Consider the following 12,475-nt stretch of genomic DNA (forward strand, 5'->3'; position numbering starts at 1 on the left):
GGGAAAGATATGCTTCAACCAAAGCGTACTAAATTCCGCAAGATGCACAAAGGCCGGATCAAGGGTGAAGCCAAGGGCGGCTCTGATCTGAACTTTGGCACTTACGGTCTGAAAGCTCTGCAGCCCGAGCGCGTCACCGCGCGTCAGATCGAAGCTGCACGTCGTGCCATGACCCGTCACATGAAACGTCAGGGTCGTGTCTGGATCCGTATCTTCCCCGATACTCCGGTCACTGCAAAGCCGATCGAAGTTCGTATGGGTAAAGGTAAGGGTTCGGTCGACCGCTGGGTTTGCAAGGTCAAGCCCGGTCGCGTGATGTTCGAGATCGACGGCGTCAATGACGACATCGCCCGTGAGGCCCTGCGCCTGGCCGCGATGAAGCTGCCGATCAAGACCCGCGTCGTGGTTCGCGAAGACTGGTAAGCGCTTGGGGTTTCGACCCCAGTCGTGACAAGTTTGACCCTCGTCGGGAAACCGGCGGGGGTTTTTCTTTGAAGGACCTACCCACAATCGACATAAGCCGCACCTCCCCCGTGGCGCCTTGAAACAGACAAAGCGCGGGTCCGTTCTTCATCTGGCCCACAATATCCCGGAGCGCGAGGCAGAGCCTCGCAAATCCCCCATCGCCTTCCGCACATCACTGGTCTAAGAGAGAGCCCATGCCACAGATTGAATCGCTTTTCGTCACCCGCCTATACCGCGCCTCCTTGTCCGAATTCGATCCGAAAATCGACGCGGAAGAGTTGGAAAACTCTTGCCTTGTCATTGCCGAGGATGACGAGGCCGGACAGAATTGGTGCGAACAGAATGGTTATCCCGGCTATACCAGCTATGCGTCACTGACCGACTTGCCGTGGCGGTTTCCGATATTCGCCGATCTCGTCAAAGTACTGGACCAACATGTGGCTGCCTTTGCCAAAGACCTGGAGTTCGACTTGGGCGAAGGAGAGCTTAAGCTGGAGGACCTGTGGATCAACATCCTGCCCGAGGGCGGGATGCATTCCAGCCACCTGCACCCGCACAGCGTCATTTCGGGTACGACCTACGTGGCAATGCCCGAAGGGGCCAGTGCGCTGAAACTGGAAGATCCGCGTTCAGGCCGCATGATGGCCGCACCGACACGGCTCAAAGACGGGCGGCGTGACCTGCAACCCTTCATTTATTTGAAACCACACGTCGGAGACGTCCTGCTCTGGGAAAGCTGGCTGCGCCACGAGGTGCCGATGAACATGGCCGAGGATGAGCGGATCAGCGTCAGCTTCAACTACAAGTGGGAGTGAGCCCCGGTTCATGACACACGGGTCACCCCAGTGAAGCGATTGCGAGACGAACGGACGGTGCCCATTCCGGTCACGATTCACAAGAAGTTACCGATAGACCTTGCAATATGCGCCAACATGGCCCATGTGAACCACGCATACGTTTTTCTATTTCGACCACTGTCTCCCGTTATTCGGCGTTCAGTCTCTCGATCCAGACCGACTACGCCGCGCTGTCGCAATTCCGCGGACAGCAATTTATTAGGAGACTACGGATATGGCCAATGGCACCGTAAAATGGTTCAACACAACTAAAGGTTTTGGCTTCATCGCACCGGAGACCGGTGGCAAAGACGTGTTTGTACACATCTCTGCTGTTGAGCGCTCGGGTCTGACTGGCCTGGCTGACGACCAGAAAGTAACATTCGACATCGAACCCGGCCGTGACGGTCGTGAGTCGGCTGTGAACATCGCTCTGGCGTAAGTCACACAGACTTAGACAGTTGAAGACGCGGTCTCGTGCAAACGAGGCCGCGTTTTGTGTTTGTGGGGAAATCGGGCCGTACTCAACTACGCCGCTACTCCACTCTAAAACAGCGGTTGCAGACACTTGTTGCCAATTGACTAGGTAGCTGAATGGAATACCAGCTTGCGACCTCATCGATAAAGCGTGAAAAAGGGAAGGAGCTATAAGTATTTACTATTTGAGGACAGGTGGCGTATTGCACGCAAGTTTGGTGTCACCGATTTTGTTGAATCAGGATAAGCAAGCCGTCTACGCGGTCAAAGCATGCGTTCTACCAACGCTTACGGATGCGATTTTGATTTTGATTTTCGCGCCGACACTAATGATGTTTCCATGGCTTGTTATTCATTTCGCTTTTCGAAGAACCTATTACGTCATCACTACGCAAAGAGTTCTCGTGTTGGATGCGGGTGGTGTAATCGGCGAGGCGCGTTTGAGTGACATCGACAGAATCCGTGGGTCACGTTCTGCTTTGATGTTGATGGGGTGCGGACACTAGATTGTGGTTGCCACGCCTTCCAGATGCCTGGCATTTTGAAGGAATCATTACTCGGGTTATGGCTAAAGTGGGTCACAGAAAGTAGTGGGCGAATGCCCACGCTCACACACCCGCCAAACTTCCTCTTGCCACCCACTGCTGAACCCCCTATAGAGCGGCATCTTGCGTTCCCCCGGCTGAGTCGGGGGATTCGTATGTCTATCATTCATCCACCAGGTCAAAGGTGACCCGTGTACGGGGCCTTCTGGTGTTTTGAGCAAAGGAAAAAGGCGATGAACGCCCAAGAACTGCGTGACAAGACCCCGGACCAGCTCCGCGAGGAACTGGCCAACCTGAAGAAAGAAAGCTTTAACCTGCGCTTTCAACAGGCAACCGGTCAGCTGGAAAACACTGCTGGTATCAAAGCGGCCCGCCGCAATGCCGCCCGCGTCAAAACCATTCTGAACGAAAAGGCCGCTGCTGCGGCATCGGAGGAGTAATCCTATGCCCAAGCGTATCCTGTCCGGAATCGTAACCAGCGACGCCAACGAGCAAACCGTGACTGTTTCGGTTGAACGCCGTTTCAAGCACCCGCTGCTGCATAAAACCGTTCGTAAGTCCAAGAAGTACCGGGCTCATGACGAAAAGAACGCCTTCAAGGTCGGCGACACCGTACGCATCATCGAATGCGCGCCGAAATCGAAGACGAAACGTTGGGAAGTTCTGGAAGCGTAAGCTTTCAGGATTTTTCCATTTGTCGAAACCCTGGGGGATCTAACCAGACCAGCCCCCACAGGTCGGGAGAAACCACATGATCCAGATGCAGACCAATCTGGATGTCGCTGACAACTCCGGCGCACGCCGAGTTCAGTGCATCAAGGTCCTGGGTGGTTCCAAGCGTAAATACGCCTCCGTCGGCGACGTCATTGTCGTCTCGGTGAAGGAAGCCATCCCACGCGGCCGCGTAAAGAAAGGTGACGTCCGCAAGGCCGTCGTCGTACGCACCGCCAAGGAAGTCCGTCGCGAAGACGGCACCGCGATCCGTTTTGATCGCAACGCCGCCGTCATCCTGAACAACAACAATGAGCCGATCGGTACCCGTATCTTTGGCCCCGTTGTCCGTGAACTGCGCGGCAAGAACTTCATGAAAATCATCTCGCTGGCTCCGGAGGTGCTGTAATCATGGCTGCTAAACTCCGCAAAGGCGACAAGGTCGTCGTGCTGGCCGGCAAGGACAAGGGCAAAGAGGGGACTATTACCTCGGTTGATCCATCCGCCGGTAAAGCTGTTGTTGATGGCATCAACATCGCCATCCGCCACACCCGTCAGTCGCAGAACTCGCAAGGTGGTCGCCTGCCTCAGGCAAACCCGATCGAGCTGTCGAACCTGGCACTGCTGGACAAGAACGGCAAAGCAACCCGTGTTGGCTTCCGCATGGAAGGTGACAAGAAGGTCCGCTTCGCCAAGACCACAGGGGACGTGATCGATGCTTGATAACGCAACCTACACCCCGCGTCTGAAAGCTCAGTACGCCGAAACCATCCGTGCCGCTCTGAAAGAAGAGTTCGGATACAAGAACGATATGCAGCTGCCCAAGCTGGAAAAAATCGTTCTGAACATCGGTTGTGGTGCTGAGGCCGTCAAAGACTCGAAGAAAGCGAAAGCTGCTGTCGAGGATCTGACTGCGATTGCCGGTCAAAAGGCCGTTGCAACCAAGGCGAAGAAGTCGATCGCGGGATTCCGCGTCCGTGAAGACATGCCGCTGGGCACGAAAGTGACCCTCCGCGGTGACCGGATGTACGAATTCCTGGATCGTCTGATCACCATCGCGCTGCCGCGCGTTCGTGACTTCCGCGGTGTTAAGCCTTCTTTCGATGGTCAGGGCAACTTTGCCATGGGCATGAAAGAGCACATCGTGTTCCCGGAAATCGACTTCGACAAGGTCGACGAGGTCTGGGGCCTGGATATCGTAATTGCCACCACAGCGAAAACCGACGCTGAAGCAAAGGCATTGTTGAAAGCTTTCAACATGCCGTTCAACGCGTAAGCGCCGGGAGGATTGAGACATGGCTAAAAAAGCAATGATCGAACGCGAGAAGAAGCGCGAACGCCTGGTGGCCAAATATGCCGCAAAGCGTGCCGAGCTGAAAGAAATCGCGAATGACGAGAGCAAGCCGATGGAAGAGCGCTTCAAAGCGCGTCTGAAACTGGCGAAACTGCCGCGCAACAGCTCGGCTACTCGTCTGCACAACCGTTGTCAGCTGACCGGTCGTCCTCACGCTTACTACCGTAAGCTGAAGGTCAGCCGTATCGCGCTGCGCGAGCTGGGTTCTGCTGGTCAGATCCCCGGCATGGTGAAATCGAGCTGGTAAGGGAGACATAGATATGAACGATCCTATCGGCGATATGCTCACCCGTATCCGCAACGCGCAAATGCGCGGCAAGTCCACCGTTTCCACCCCAGCTTCCAAGCTGCGTGGTTGGGTTCTGGACGTGCTGGCGGACGAAGGTTATATCCGTGGCTACGAAGCGACGACCGGTGAAAACGGTCATCCGGCCATCGAAATCAGCCTGAAATACTACGAAGGCACCCCTGTCATTCGCGAACTGAAGCGGGTCTCGAAGCCCGGTCGCCGCGTATACATGGGCGTCAATGACATCCCGCAGGTCCGTCAGGGTCTGGGTGTGTCGATTGTCAGCACTCCGAAAGGTGTGATGTCGGACGCAAACGCTCGCTCCAACAATGTTGGCGGCGAAGTGCTCTGCACCGTCTTCTAAGGAGGTCTGCAATGTCTCGTATTGGTAAAAAACCGGTCGAGCTGCCCAGCGGCGTTTCCGCCTCTGTGTCGGGTCAGACCATCGAAGTCAAAGGTCCGAAAGGCACCCGCAGCTTCACCGCGACTGATGATGTAACGCTTTCGGTCGAAGACAACGTTGTGCAGATCAACCCTCGTGGGATGTCCAAGCGCGCGCGCCAGCAGTGGGGCATGAGCCGCACTATGGTTGCCAATCTTGTTGAAGGCGTAACCAACGGCTTCAAGAAAGAGCTGGAGATCCAGGGTGTTGGTTACCGGGCTCAGATGCAGGGCAACACCCTGAAGCTGAACCTGGGCTACAGCCACGATGTTGATTTCACAGCTCCGGAAGGTGTCACCATCACCGCGCCGAAGCAGACCGAGATCGTTGTGGAAGGTATCGACCAGCAGCTGGTGGGCGAAACTGCGGCCAAAATCCGCGAGTGGCGCCGCCCCGAGCCTTACAAAGGCAAGGGCATCCGCTATAAGGGCGAGTTCATCTTCCGCAAGGAAGGCAAGAAGAAGTAAGGACGCAAACAATGGCAAACAGCAAAAGAACCCTGTTTCTGAAGCGCCGCCTGCGCGTTCGGAACAAACTTCGCAAGGTCAACGCGGGTCGTCCGCGCCTGTCCGTACACCGTTCGAACAAGAACATCTCTGTTCAGCTGATCGACGACGTACGTGGCGTGACCCTTGCCTCGGCCTCGACCCTGGAAAAGGATCTGGGTGTTGTTGGCAAGAACAACGTCGAAGCGGCCACCAAAGTGGGCGCGGCCATCGCAGAGCGTGCCAAGAAGGCAGGTGTCGAAGAGGCCTATTTCGATCGTGGTGGCTTCCTGTTCCACGGCAAAGTGAAGGCAGTCGCCGACGCTGCGCGTGAAGGTGGTCTGAAGATCTAAGACTTGCGGGCGGGTTTCGATCCGCCCCGATGATCCGGGGGCCTTGGCAATGCCGGGGCCCACTTGGATTGAACAAACGGTGCCGAGAGCGCCATATGAGAAAAGGGATGCCAAATGGCAGAACGTGAAAACCGTCGGGGCCGTGGCCGCGACCGTGAAGAAACACCGGAATTTGCAGATCGTCTGGTTGCGATCAACCGCGTGTCGAAAACCGTAAAAGGTGGTAAGCGCTTTGGCTTCGCCGCTCTGGTGGTTGTCGGCGATCAGAAAGGCCGCGTCGGCTTTGGCAAAGGTAAAGCGAAAGAAGTACCTGAAGCCATCCGCAAAGCGACCGAGCAAGCCAAGCGTCAGATGATCCGCGTACAACTGCGCGAAGGTCGGACCCTGCACCACGATATCGAAGGCCGTCACGGCGCCGGTAAAGTGGTTATGCGCAGCGCACCTGAAGGTACCGGTATCATCGCCGGTGGTCCGATGCGTGCCGTGTTCGAAATGCTGGGCGTAAAGGACGTTGTGTCCAAGTCGCTGGGCTCGCAGAACCCGTATAACATGATCCGCGCCACCATCAACGGCCTGACCAAAGAGCAGAGCCCGCGTTCGGTTGCACAGCGTCGTGGCAAAAAGGTTGCTGACATCCTGCCCAAGCGGGACGAAGCACCAGCTGCTGCTGAAGCAGAAGCATAAGGAGAGCGACCCATGGCAAAAACCATCGTCGTCAAGCAGATCGGCTCGCCGATCCGCCGCCCCGCAGAACAGCGCGCGACCTTGATCGGTCTGGGCCTGAACAAGATGCACAAAACCCGCGAGCTGGAAGACACTCCTTCGGTCCGCGGCATGGTCAACAAGATCCCGCATCTGGTTGAGATCATCGAAGAGCGCGGCTAAGCGCGCCTTCTTCAAAAACTTTGGAAGCGCCTCTGACGCCGGTTAGGGGCGCTTTTTCTTGCCTTTAAGTACAATTTAAGTATCGTTTTGATCTATTTTGTTTAAAGAGTGAGAAAAGATGAGACTATTCCTTACCGCCATTTGCGTGACAGTTATTGGTGTCACTGCACATGCAGCGTGCCCTAGCAAGGCTCCAAAACTAGCAAAAAGCAATTTCTCAGACGGGGACCAAAAAGTGAATGCGGCTTGGCTGCAAAAGAACCTTGGGGGGCACAAAGTCGTATACGCTGGCAAAGACTCTGAAACATATTTCGCCGATGGGTCCTATTCCTACAAAAGTAAGGGACAAACTTGGAAAGCAAATACCTACAAATTCTACGATAACGGAATGCGGTGTATCGGATACCAAAAACCGCGTTTTGACCTTTATGTTGTGAACGGCGGCAAGCTGGTTTTAGTAAACGAGAAAAAAGAGCGCTACGTCGGCCAAATACGAAAATAGGTATTTTCGGCAACATGCAGGGTGAGACAGCAGTCTTGTATGGCTAAGTGTACCCAATACGGAAATGGAACTCCCTATACAAAACCGGGGATGTAAAGATTCGCTTTTCAGTTTTCGGGCTGCTTTGGGTTCGCTCAAACCGAACGCATGCTGTTGATTACCAATCGCATGGAATTCATGAATTGCGTGCGCTCAGCTTCGTTCAATATCTGTAGCGCATCAGCATTCACGGTCTGGGCGGCCTCATAGGAGCGGTTTCGAAGTGCGGTGGCCTTCTCGGTCAACCAGATCAATTGCGCCCTGGCGTCAGCGGGATTCTTTGTTCTTTTAATCAGGCCGTCGCGCTCCATTCGGTTGAGCGTGTTGGCCAAAGTCGCCTGTTCGACGTCAATTTTGGCCAGCAGATCCTTTTGGGTGACCCCGTCTTTGAGCCAAAGCTCCAGCAAGACTGGGAACTGTCCCACAACGATGCCCAAAGGCGCAATGCGCTGCTGCAGCTCTTTAGCAAACAATCGCGCCATGTGATTGACCAGATATCCGGCCGAGTTCTCTTTTTCGAAGTCCATGTTCGAGATTTATACTTGAATAGCATGCTATGCAATATTATATAGCTTGCTATGCGAATGAAACAAGAGGAATAGAAATGGCTCATATCGAAGAATTGGACACAATCGTCACCTTGGCAGATCAGATGCAGAGTGAAGAAGGTCCGGTGGTGCTGATCAACCTGTTCACGGTGGACGCGGAAGACGAAAAAGCGCTGCTTGAGGCATGGTCACATGATGCAGATTTCATGAAGTCCCAGCCAGGATACATCTCCACCCAGCTCCATCAGGGCATCGCGGGCAGTTCAACCTTTGTGAACTACGCGATCTGGCAGGACGTCAAAAGCTTTCGCGTCGCGTTCACCCATCCTGAGTTCCAACGTCGGATTGCGGACTATCCATCAAGCGCAGTAGCCCGGCCACATCTTCTTCGAAAACTCGCAGTCGAAAACCACTGCGTCGCCTGAAATAATAACCGGAGCAGCCCCATGTTAAGAGCAATTCACCCCATCGCCGGAGTCATCGGATTTCTTACAATCCTCGTGTTCTGGACTTCCACCTTGTACAGCGAGTTGTTTGCAACCCATGCGACCGTCGCCGCTGTAAAGTCCATGATCGTCAGCGGTCTCTTTGTTCTGGTGCCTGCTATGATAATTGTCGGCGCGTCCGGTATGTCCCTTGGGCGCCGCCGCAAAGATGCGCCAGCGCTTGCCAAGAAGAAGCGGATGCCGATCATAGCGATGAACGGGTTGCTCATCCTGGTTCCGGCCGCCATCTACCTCAGCGCAAAGGCAAACGCTGGCTCCTTTGACACCAGCTTCTATACTGTACAGATCGTCGAATTGATTGCTGGCGCAACCAATCTGACACTGATGGGGCTCAGCATTCGTGACGGCCGGGCGATGACTGCACGCAAAAAAATGCGCGCAAGAAGTGAAAGCAGCATTTGATTGCAATGGGCCAGCGAAATGTACAGCCATTCAATAGATGCATATCGGCTAGACCAAAAGTTCCGTTGTTAGCGATACCAAACACACCTATCTCAACCTTGTCCAAACAAGGAACACACAAGGAAACGTCGGGGAATTCGCCCTGATTTGAGAAAGGAACACAGAAATGACAACAGCAACACTGACCCATACCGGCTTCAACTTCGGCACCCGGATCAAGGACATGATCGAACGGATCAAAACGGCGCGTGCACGTGCGGCTGAGTATCAGCGCACCTATTCCGAGTTGCAGCACCTGAGCAACCGCGAACTGGATGACATCGGCATTCGCCGTTGCGACATCGCGGATATTGCACACAAGCACGTTTACTGCTCGTAACCGCAAATACCTGCAAACCAACTCAAAGGCGCCATACGGCGCCTTTTCTGCTTTCTGAAACAGACTCCCACCCGATGTGAAGGACTCTCAGGGGCGTCCTGAGCGCTAAAACATATGCGGCACGCCCTTCTTCTCCGGCTGCAACCATTTCATCGCCCTACGACGCTAAAATCAACGCAATGGGTTGATTGAAGCTGCAGCGCGGCCCTGCAGCACTTGGGAAACACTACCAAGAAACAATCTCGGCAGAAACCTGGGCTGCGCCAATCAGTTTTGTTGCCACGATCCTTAGGACAAGCGCGAGCGTCCTTAAACGCGCCACACGACGTAGAATATTACTGTCACCTGAGGAAGGTTTGATCCAACGACCTACGGCCCTCCTGCGGCCTCTCACCGGCGGTTCAGATCCTTCCCATTTCAAACCGTCCAGCCGCAGCCCACCTGAATCGTCCTGGGCAGCGTTCACCCCGGCTCCAGTACCTGAAACGAAATCGGCCCCGGCGGGTTGAACCGCCGAGGCCGTGAATAGTCGCAGCAAGCGCCGGATCAGAGACCGGTGCTTACGTCGATGGTGTTACCCTCTTCCAGGGTCACATATGCTTTCTTGACGTCTTTCCGACGGCCCAGCTGGCCACGGAACCGCTTGACCTTGCCTTTTGTCACGGTTGTGTTCACCGCCTTGACCTTCACACCAAACAGCGCCTCAACGGCCTCTTTGATCTGCGGCTTGTTGCTGTCGATCGCCACTTCAAAGACAACCGCGCCGTTTTCGGACGCCATGGTCGACTTTTCGGTGATGATCGGCTTGCGGATCACGTCGTAGTGTTCTGCCTTCGCGCTCATTTCAGTCGAGCCTCCAGTGCTTCGACAGCCGCTTTGGTGAGCACCAGAGTGTCACGCTTGAGGATGTCATAGACGTTTGCGCCCATCGAAGGCAGGATATCCAGACCCTCGATGTTCTTGGACGCTTTCAGGAACCCTTCGTTAACAGTCGCGCCGTCGATGACCAGAGCGCGTTTCCAGCCCAGGTTTGCAACCTGTTTGGCCAGAGCGGCAGTCTTGCCTTCGGCTTCGGCGTTTTCGATCACAACCAGTTCACCGGCTTTGGCTTTTGCCGATAGAGCGTGGCGCAGGCCAAGCTTGCGGAACTTCTTCGGCAGGTCATGACCGTGCGAACGCACGACGGGGCCTTTGTAGATACCACCACCACGGAAGATCGGCGCATTACGGTCACCATGGCGTGCGCCACCGGTGCCCTTCTGGCGATAGATCTTCTTGGTTGAGTAGCTGGTTTCCGAGCGGGTTTTGACCTTGTGGGTGCCGGCTTGCGCGTTGTTGCGCTGCCAACGGACCACACGGTGCAGGATGTCCGCGCGCGGCTCGAGGCCGAACAGGTCTGCATCCAGCTCGATGTTGCCGGCTTTGCCGCCGTCCAGTTTGATTACATCAAGTTTCATGCTTCACCACCTTCCGCGGGAGCTTCTTCCGCAGGTGCTTCGGTTGCAGCCGACTTCACAGCAGCCGGGAAAGGCAGGCCTTCCGGTGCTTTCTTCTTGACGGCGTCCTTGACGGTAACCCAGCCCGATTTCGGTCCGGGAACGGCGCCTTTGATGAAGACCAGACCACGGTCGGCGTCAGTTTTGACGACTTCCAGGTTCTGGGTGGTTACACGGGCAGCACCCATGTGACCGGCCATCTTCTTGCCCTTGAAAACCTTGCCCGGGTCCTGACACTGACCGGTCGAACCGTGCGAACGGTGGCTAATCGAAACACCGTGCGAGGCGCGAAGACCACCGAAGTTGTGGCGCTTCATTGCACCGGCAAAGCCTTTACCGATCGAAGTACCCGAAACGTCAACTTTCTGACCTTCCAGGAAGTGTTCTGCCGAAATCTCGGCGCCCACTTCGATCAGGCCATCTTCGGAGACGCGGAACTCGGCCAGCTTACGCTTGGGCTCGACCTTTGCAGCGGCATAGTGACCGCGCATGGCCTTCGAAGTGCGTTTTGCCTTGGCAGCACCTGCGCCCAGCTGAACGGCGGTGTAACCGTCTTTGTCAGCGGTACGCTGTGCAACGACCTGCAGGCCGTCCAGGTGAAGAACGGTCACAGGAATCTGCTTGCCGTCTTCCATGAACAGGCGGGTCATGCCAACTTTTTTTGCGATAATACCAGAGCGCATAATCTATACCCTCCGATCTTACGACTGCAGCTTGATCTCGACGTCCACACCAGCAGCGAGGTCGAGCTTCATCAGCGCGTCAACGGTCTGGGGGGTCGGATCAACGATGTCGAGCAGACGCTTGTGCGTGCGGATCTCGAACTGGTCGCGGGATTTCTTGTCAACGTGAGGGCCACGGAGAACCGTGAACTTCTCGATCTTGTTCGGCAGCGGGATCGGGCCGCGCACGTTCGCGCCGGTCCGCTTGGCAGTGTTGACGATCTCTTGCGTGCTGGCATCCAGAACGCGATAGTCAAATGCCTTCAGCCGAATACGGATGTTTTGGCTTTGCATAATAACAGCCTTTTTTCAGGCGTTGAGGTTGAGAGGAGGACAAGCGCGCATCGCCAACCCTCATCGAACCCAAAAGGCGGGAATCACCCCGCCTCGATGTTCTTGTAGAGAACTCGCGCGATCTACAGGGGTTGATGGGGTTTGGCAAGGCCTATTTACTTGGACTTTCACTTGAAGTGTGCTTCTCAAACTGCTCTTCAGTGATGACGACTTCTGCAAGCGCATTCGCGAGACCCTCAGCCACCCTCCAACACCGAAAAAACTCTTCATGCAAGTCTTCTAAGTCCGCGATCATATCGTCCTGGCCCTCTTCGGATTGAACCTTGAAGTTGTGGCGTTCAAAAAACCCATGAAAGAGCTTGTTTCTCGCAATTAAGCCTCGTTTGAACTGACTAGTGACTAGATCGTCTTCAAAGCGCAATTCTTGTTTTAACATCGCCAAGACTCTGCCCAACGTACTGGATTCGATAGTTTCTAGAGCCATTGCGGCCGCCTTCGGGTCCTGCTCGACATACCAATTATTGTTATGTCCCTTGCTTGCCAGAACAACAGTTCCGAGCGCGGTTTCGAAAAGCTGCGCAGCTTCTGCAGTAATTCCAAGTTTTGCATAGAGCTGATCTCTACTCGCCATACGAAAACCTTTTTAATGTAAAGTAACTTATTACAAGAAAAAGGCCGCCCCGATTTTGGGCGGCCTTCTTTGTTTCAACGATGTGCCGGGCTGAAGCCCGGCCTACCGATTATT

The 12,475-nt window shown here is 55.0% G+C and carries 24 protein-coding genes; 18 read left to right on the forward strand and 6 right to left on the reverse strand.

The features are described from left to right. Positions 1-9 precede the first annotated feature (9 nt). From rplP to AC2FJB_RS20465, 15 genes are all read left to right on the forward strand, one after another. On the forward strand, positions 10-423 hold the full coding sequence (gene rplP, locus AC2FJB_RS20395) for a 50S ribosomal protein L16 (protein ID WP_117872242.1): 414 nt from the start codon (positions 10-12) through the stop codon (positions 421-423). 236 nt (positions 424-659) lie between these two features. Beyond that, positions 660-1,280, forward strand: coding sequence for a 2OG-Fe(II) oxygenase family protein (locus tag AC2FJB_RS20400; RefSeq protein WP_299901337.1), 621 nt, complete (start codon positions 660-662; stop codon positions 1,278-1,280). 256 nt (positions 1,281-1,536) lie between these two features. Beyond that, positions 1,537-1,743, forward strand: coding sequence for a cold-shock protein (locus AC2FJB_RS20405; RefSeq protein WP_010437077.1), 207 nt, complete (start codon positions 1,537-1,539; stop codon positions 1,741-1,743). Between the two features lie 813 nt (positions 1,744-2,556). Beyond that, on the forward strand, positions 2,557-2,763 hold the full coding sequence (gene rpmC, locus AC2FJB_RS20410; RefSeq protein ID WP_010437082.1) for a 50S ribosomal protein L29: 207 nt from the start codon (positions 2,557-2,559) through the stop codon (positions 2,761-2,763). Positions 2,764-2,767: 4 nt separating this feature from the next. Further along, positions 2,768-2,998, forward strand: a complete 231-nt coding sequence (gene rpsQ, locus AC2FJB_RS20415) for a 30S ribosomal protein S17 (protein ID WP_039538279.1) — start codon at positions 2,768-2,770, stop codon at positions 2,996-2,998. Between the two features lie 76 nt (positions 2,999-3,074). Next, positions 3,075-3,443: a 50S ribosomal protein L14 gene (rplN, locus tag AC2FJB_RS20420; RefSeq protein WP_068340767.1), complete on the forward strand. Its 369-nt coding sequence runs from the start codon at positions 3,075-3,077 to the stop codon at positions 3,441-3,443. Positions 3,444-3,445: 2 nt separating this feature from the next. Beyond that, positions 3,446-3,757 (forward strand): 50S ribosomal protein L24, encoded by a 312-nt coding sequence (gene rplX, locus AC2FJB_RS20425; protein ID WP_117872236.1) that lies wholly within the window; start codon positions 3,446-3,448, stop codon positions 3,755-3,757. Continuing rightward, the gene (gene rplE / locus AC2FJB_RS20430; RefSeq protein ID WP_050605834.1) at positions 3,750-4,310 is read left to right on the forward strand and encodes a 50S ribosomal protein L5; all 561 of its coding nucleotides are present in this window, start codon (positions 3,750-3,752) and stop codon (positions 4,308-4,310) included. The genes rplX and rplE overlap by 8 nt, the downstream gene beginning before the upstream one ends. A gap of 19 nt (positions 4,311-4,329) precedes the next feature. After that, on the forward strand, positions 4,330-4,635 hold the full coding sequence (rpsN, locus tag AC2FJB_RS20435) for a 30S ribosomal protein S14 (protein ID WP_010437098.1): 306 nt from the start codon (positions 4,330-4,332) through the stop codon (positions 4,633-4,635). Positions 4,636-4,648: 13 nt separating this feature from the next. After that, a complete protein-coding gene (gene rpsH / locus AC2FJB_RS20440) occupies positions 4,649-5,041 on the forward strand; it encodes a 30S ribosomal protein S8 (protein ID WP_010437099.1) in 393 nt (130 codons plus the stop codon). An 11-nt stretch (positions 5,042-5,052) separates the two neighbouring features. Beyond that, positions 5,053-5,586 carry a 50S ribosomal protein L6 gene (gene rplF, locus AC2FJB_RS20445; RefSeq protein ID WP_299642772.1) on the forward strand — a complete coding sequence of 178 codons (534 nt, stop codon included), beginning with the start codon at positions 5,053-5,055 and terminating at the stop codon, positions 5,584-5,586. An 11-nt stretch (positions 5,587-5,597) separates the two neighbouring features. Continuing rightward, positions 5,598-5,957, forward strand: a complete 360-nt coding sequence (rplR, locus tag AC2FJB_RS20450) for a 50S ribosomal protein L18 (protein WP_010437103.1) — start codon at positions 5,598-5,600, stop codon at positions 5,955-5,957. Positions 5,958-6,071: 114 nt separating this feature from the next. Beyond that, entirely contained in the window at positions 6,072-6,641 is a 570-nt protein-coding gene (rpsE, locus tag AC2FJB_RS20455; RefSeq protein WP_299901321.1) for a 30S ribosomal protein S5, read from the forward strand. 12 nt (positions 6,642-6,653) lie between these two features. Then, positions 6,654-6,842, forward strand: coding sequence for a 50S ribosomal protein L30 (gene rpmD, locus AC2FJB_RS20460; RefSeq protein WP_008757946.1), 189 nt, complete (start codon positions 6,654-6,656; stop codon positions 6,840-6,842). Positions 6,843-6,960: 118 nt separating this feature from the next. After that, positions 6,961-7,344: a hypothetical protein gene (locus tag AC2FJB_RS20465; RefSeq protein WP_496720406.1), complete on the forward strand. Its 384-nt coding sequence runs from the start codon at positions 6,961-6,963 to the stop codon at positions 7,342-7,344. Positions 7,345-7,478: 134 nt separating this feature from the next. On the opposite strand, the gene AC2FJB_RS20470 is transcribed toward AC2FJB_RS20465, so the two are convergent. Next, positions 7,479-7,910 carry a MarR family winged helix-turn-helix transcriptional regulator gene (locus AC2FJB_RS20470; protein WP_496720407.1) on the reverse strand — a complete coding sequence of 144 codons (432 nt, stop codon included), beginning with the start codon at positions 7,908-7,910 and terminating at the stop codon, positions 7,479-7,481. A 77-nt stretch (positions 7,911-7,987) separates the two neighbouring features. On the opposite strand from AC2FJB_RS20470, the gene AC2FJB_RS20475 reads away from it, so the two are divergent. From AC2FJB_RS20475 to AC2FJB_RS20485, 3 genes are all read left to right on the forward strand, one after another. Beyond that, on the forward strand, positions 7,988-8,356 hold the full coding sequence (locus AC2FJB_RS20475) for an antibiotic biosynthesis monooxygenase family protein (RefSeq protein ID WP_496720408.1): 369 nt from the start codon (positions 7,988-7,990) through the stop codon (positions 8,354-8,356). 21 nt (positions 8,357-8,377) lie between these two features. Next, positions 8,378-8,839: a hypothetical protein gene (locus AC2FJB_RS20480; protein ID WP_496676255.1), complete on the forward strand. Its 462-nt coding sequence runs from the start codon at positions 8,378-8,380 to the stop codon at positions 8,837-8,839. A 166-nt stretch (positions 8,840-9,005) separates the two neighbouring features. Then, positions 9,006-9,218, forward strand: a complete 213-nt coding sequence (locus AC2FJB_RS20485) for a DUF1127 domain-containing protein (protein WP_117872223.1) — start codon at positions 9,006-9,008, stop codon at positions 9,216-9,218. Positions 9,219-9,764: 546 nt separating this feature from the next. Here the strand turns inward: AC2FJB_RS20485 and AC2FJB_RS20490 are convergent. The 5 genes from AC2FJB_RS20490 to AC2FJB_RS20510 form a co-directional block, all read right to left on the reverse strand. Further along, positions 9,765-10,061: a 50S ribosomal protein L23 gene (locus tag AC2FJB_RS20490; RefSeq protein WP_008757532.1), complete on the reverse strand. Its 297-nt coding sequence runs from the start codon at positions 10,059-10,061 to the stop codon at positions 9,765-9,767. Further along, positions 10,058-10,675 carry a 50S ribosomal protein L4 gene (rplD, locus tag AC2FJB_RS20495; protein ID WP_010437039.1) on the reverse strand — a complete coding sequence of 206 codons (618 nt, stop codon included), beginning with the start codon at positions 10,673-10,675 and terminating at the stop codon, positions 10,058-10,060. The genes AC2FJB_RS20490 and rplD overlap by 4 nt, the downstream gene beginning before the upstream one ends. Then, positions 10,672-11,397: a 50S ribosomal protein L3 gene (rplC, locus tag AC2FJB_RS20500; protein ID WP_117872221.1), complete on the reverse strand. Its 726-nt coding sequence runs from the start codon at positions 11,395-11,397 to the stop codon at positions 10,672-10,674. Before rplC ends, rplD begins: the two co-directional genes overlap by 4 nt. Before the next feature lie 18 nt (positions 11,398-11,415). Next, the gene (gene rpsJ, locus AC2FJB_RS20505) at positions 11,416-11,730 is read right to left on the reverse strand and encodes a 30S ribosomal protein S10 (protein ID WP_008756422.1); all 315 of its coding nucleotides are present in this window, start codon (positions 11,728-11,730) and stop codon (positions 11,416-11,418) included. 151 nt (positions 11,731-11,881) lie between these two features. Further along, a complete protein-coding gene (locus tag AC2FJB_RS20510) occupies positions 11,882-12,361 on the reverse strand; it encodes a hypothetical protein (RefSeq protein ID WP_496685442.1) in 480 nt (159 codons plus the stop codon). Positions 12,362-12,475 lie beyond the last annotated feature (114 nt).

This window comes from Ruegeria sp. CDSC085, from assembly GCF_059610465.1.

Bases quoted from the DNA above. Each gene is read 5' to 3' on its own strand.
- rplP (WP_117872242.1), top strand. From the start codon at position 10: ATGCTTCAACCAAAGCGTACTAAATTCCGCAAGATGCACAAAGGCCGG.
- AC2FJB_RS20490 (WP_008757532.1), bottom strand. From the start codon at position 10,061: ATGAGCGCGAAGGCAGAACACTACGACGTGATCCGCAAGCCGATCATC.
- AC2FJB_RS20405 (WP_010437077.1), top strand. From the start codon at position 1,537: ATGGCCAATGGCACCGTAAAATGGTTCAACACAACTAAAGGTTTTGGC.
- rplD (WP_010437039.1), bottom strand. From the start codon at position 10,675: ATGAAACTTGATGTAATCAAACTGGACGGCGGCAAAGCCGGCAACATC.
- AC2FJB_RS20475 (WP_496720408.1), top strand. From the start codon at position 7,988: ATGGCTCATATCGAAGAATTGGACACAATCGTCACCTTGGCAGATCAG.
- rpmD (WP_008757946.1), top strand. From the start codon at position 6,654: ATGGCAAAAACCATCGTCGTCAAGCAGATCGGCTCGCCGATCCGCCGC.
- AC2FJB_RS20510 (WP_496685442.1), bottom strand. From the start codon at position 12,361: ATGGCGAGTAGAGATCAGCTCTATGCAAAACTTGGAATTACTGCAGAA.
- rplR (WP_010437103.1), top strand. From the start codon at position 5,598: ATGGCAAACAGCAAAAGAACCCTGTTTCTGAAGCGCCGCCTGCGCGTT.
- rpsQ (WP_039538279.1), top strand. From the start codon at position 2,768: ATGCCCAAGCGTATCCTGTCCGGAATCGTAACCAGCGACGCCAACGAG.
- rpsJ (WP_008756422.1), bottom strand. From the start codon at position 11,730: ATGCAAAGCCAAAACATCCGTATTCGGCTGAAGGCATTTGACTATCGC.
- AC2FJB_RS20465 (WP_496720406.1), top strand. From the start codon at position 6,961: ATGAGACTATTCCTTACCGCCATTTGCGTGACAGTTATTGGTGTCACT.
- AC2FJB_RS20470 (WP_496720407.1), bottom strand. From the start codon at position 7,910: ATGGACTTCGAAAAAGAGAACTCGGCCGGATATCTGGTCAATCACATG.
- rpsE (WP_299901321.1), top strand. From the start codon at position 6,072: ATGGCAGAACGTGAAAACCGTCGGGGCCGTGGCCGCGACCGTGAAGAA.
- rpsH (WP_010437099.1), top strand. From the start codon at position 4,649: ATGAACGATCCTATCGGCGATATGCTCACCCGTATCCGCAACGCGCAA.
- rplN (WP_068340767.1), top strand. From the start codon at position 3,075: ATGATCCAGATGCAGACCAATCTGGATGTCGCTGACAACTCCGGCGCA.
- rpsN (WP_010437098.1), top strand. From the start codon at position 4,330: ATGGCTAAAAAAGCAATGATCGAACGCGAGAAGAAGCGCGAACGCCTG.
- rplC (WP_117872221.1), bottom strand. From the start codon at position 11,397: ATGCGCTCTGGTATTATCGCAAAAAAAGTTGGCATGACCCGCCTGTTC.
- rpmC (WP_010437082.1), top strand. From the start codon at position 2,557: ATGAACGCCCAAGAACTGCGTGACAAGACCCCGGACCAGCTCCGCGAG.
- AC2FJB_RS20400 (WP_299901337.1), top strand. From the start codon at position 660: ATGCCACAGATTGAATCGCTTTTCGTCACCCGCCTATACCGCGCCTCC.
- AC2FJB_RS20480 (WP_496676255.1), top strand. From the start codon at position 8,378: ATGTTAAGAGCAATTCACCCCATCGCCGGAGTCATCGGATTTCTTACA.
- rplF (WP_299642772.1), top strand. From the start codon at position 5,053: ATGTCTCGTATTGGTAAAAAACCGGTCGAGCTGCCCAGCGGCGTTTCC.
- rplX (WP_117872236.1), top strand. From the start codon at position 3,446: ATGGCTGCTAAACTCCGCAAAGGCGACAAGGTCGTCGTGCTGGCCGGC.
- AC2FJB_RS20485 (WP_117872223.1), top strand. From the start codon at position 9,006: ATGACAACAGCAACACTGACCCATACCGGCTTCAACTTCGGCACCCGG.
- rplE (WP_050605834.1), top strand. From the start codon at position 3,750: ATGCTTGATAACGCAACCTACACCCCGCGTCTGAAAGCTCAGTACGCC.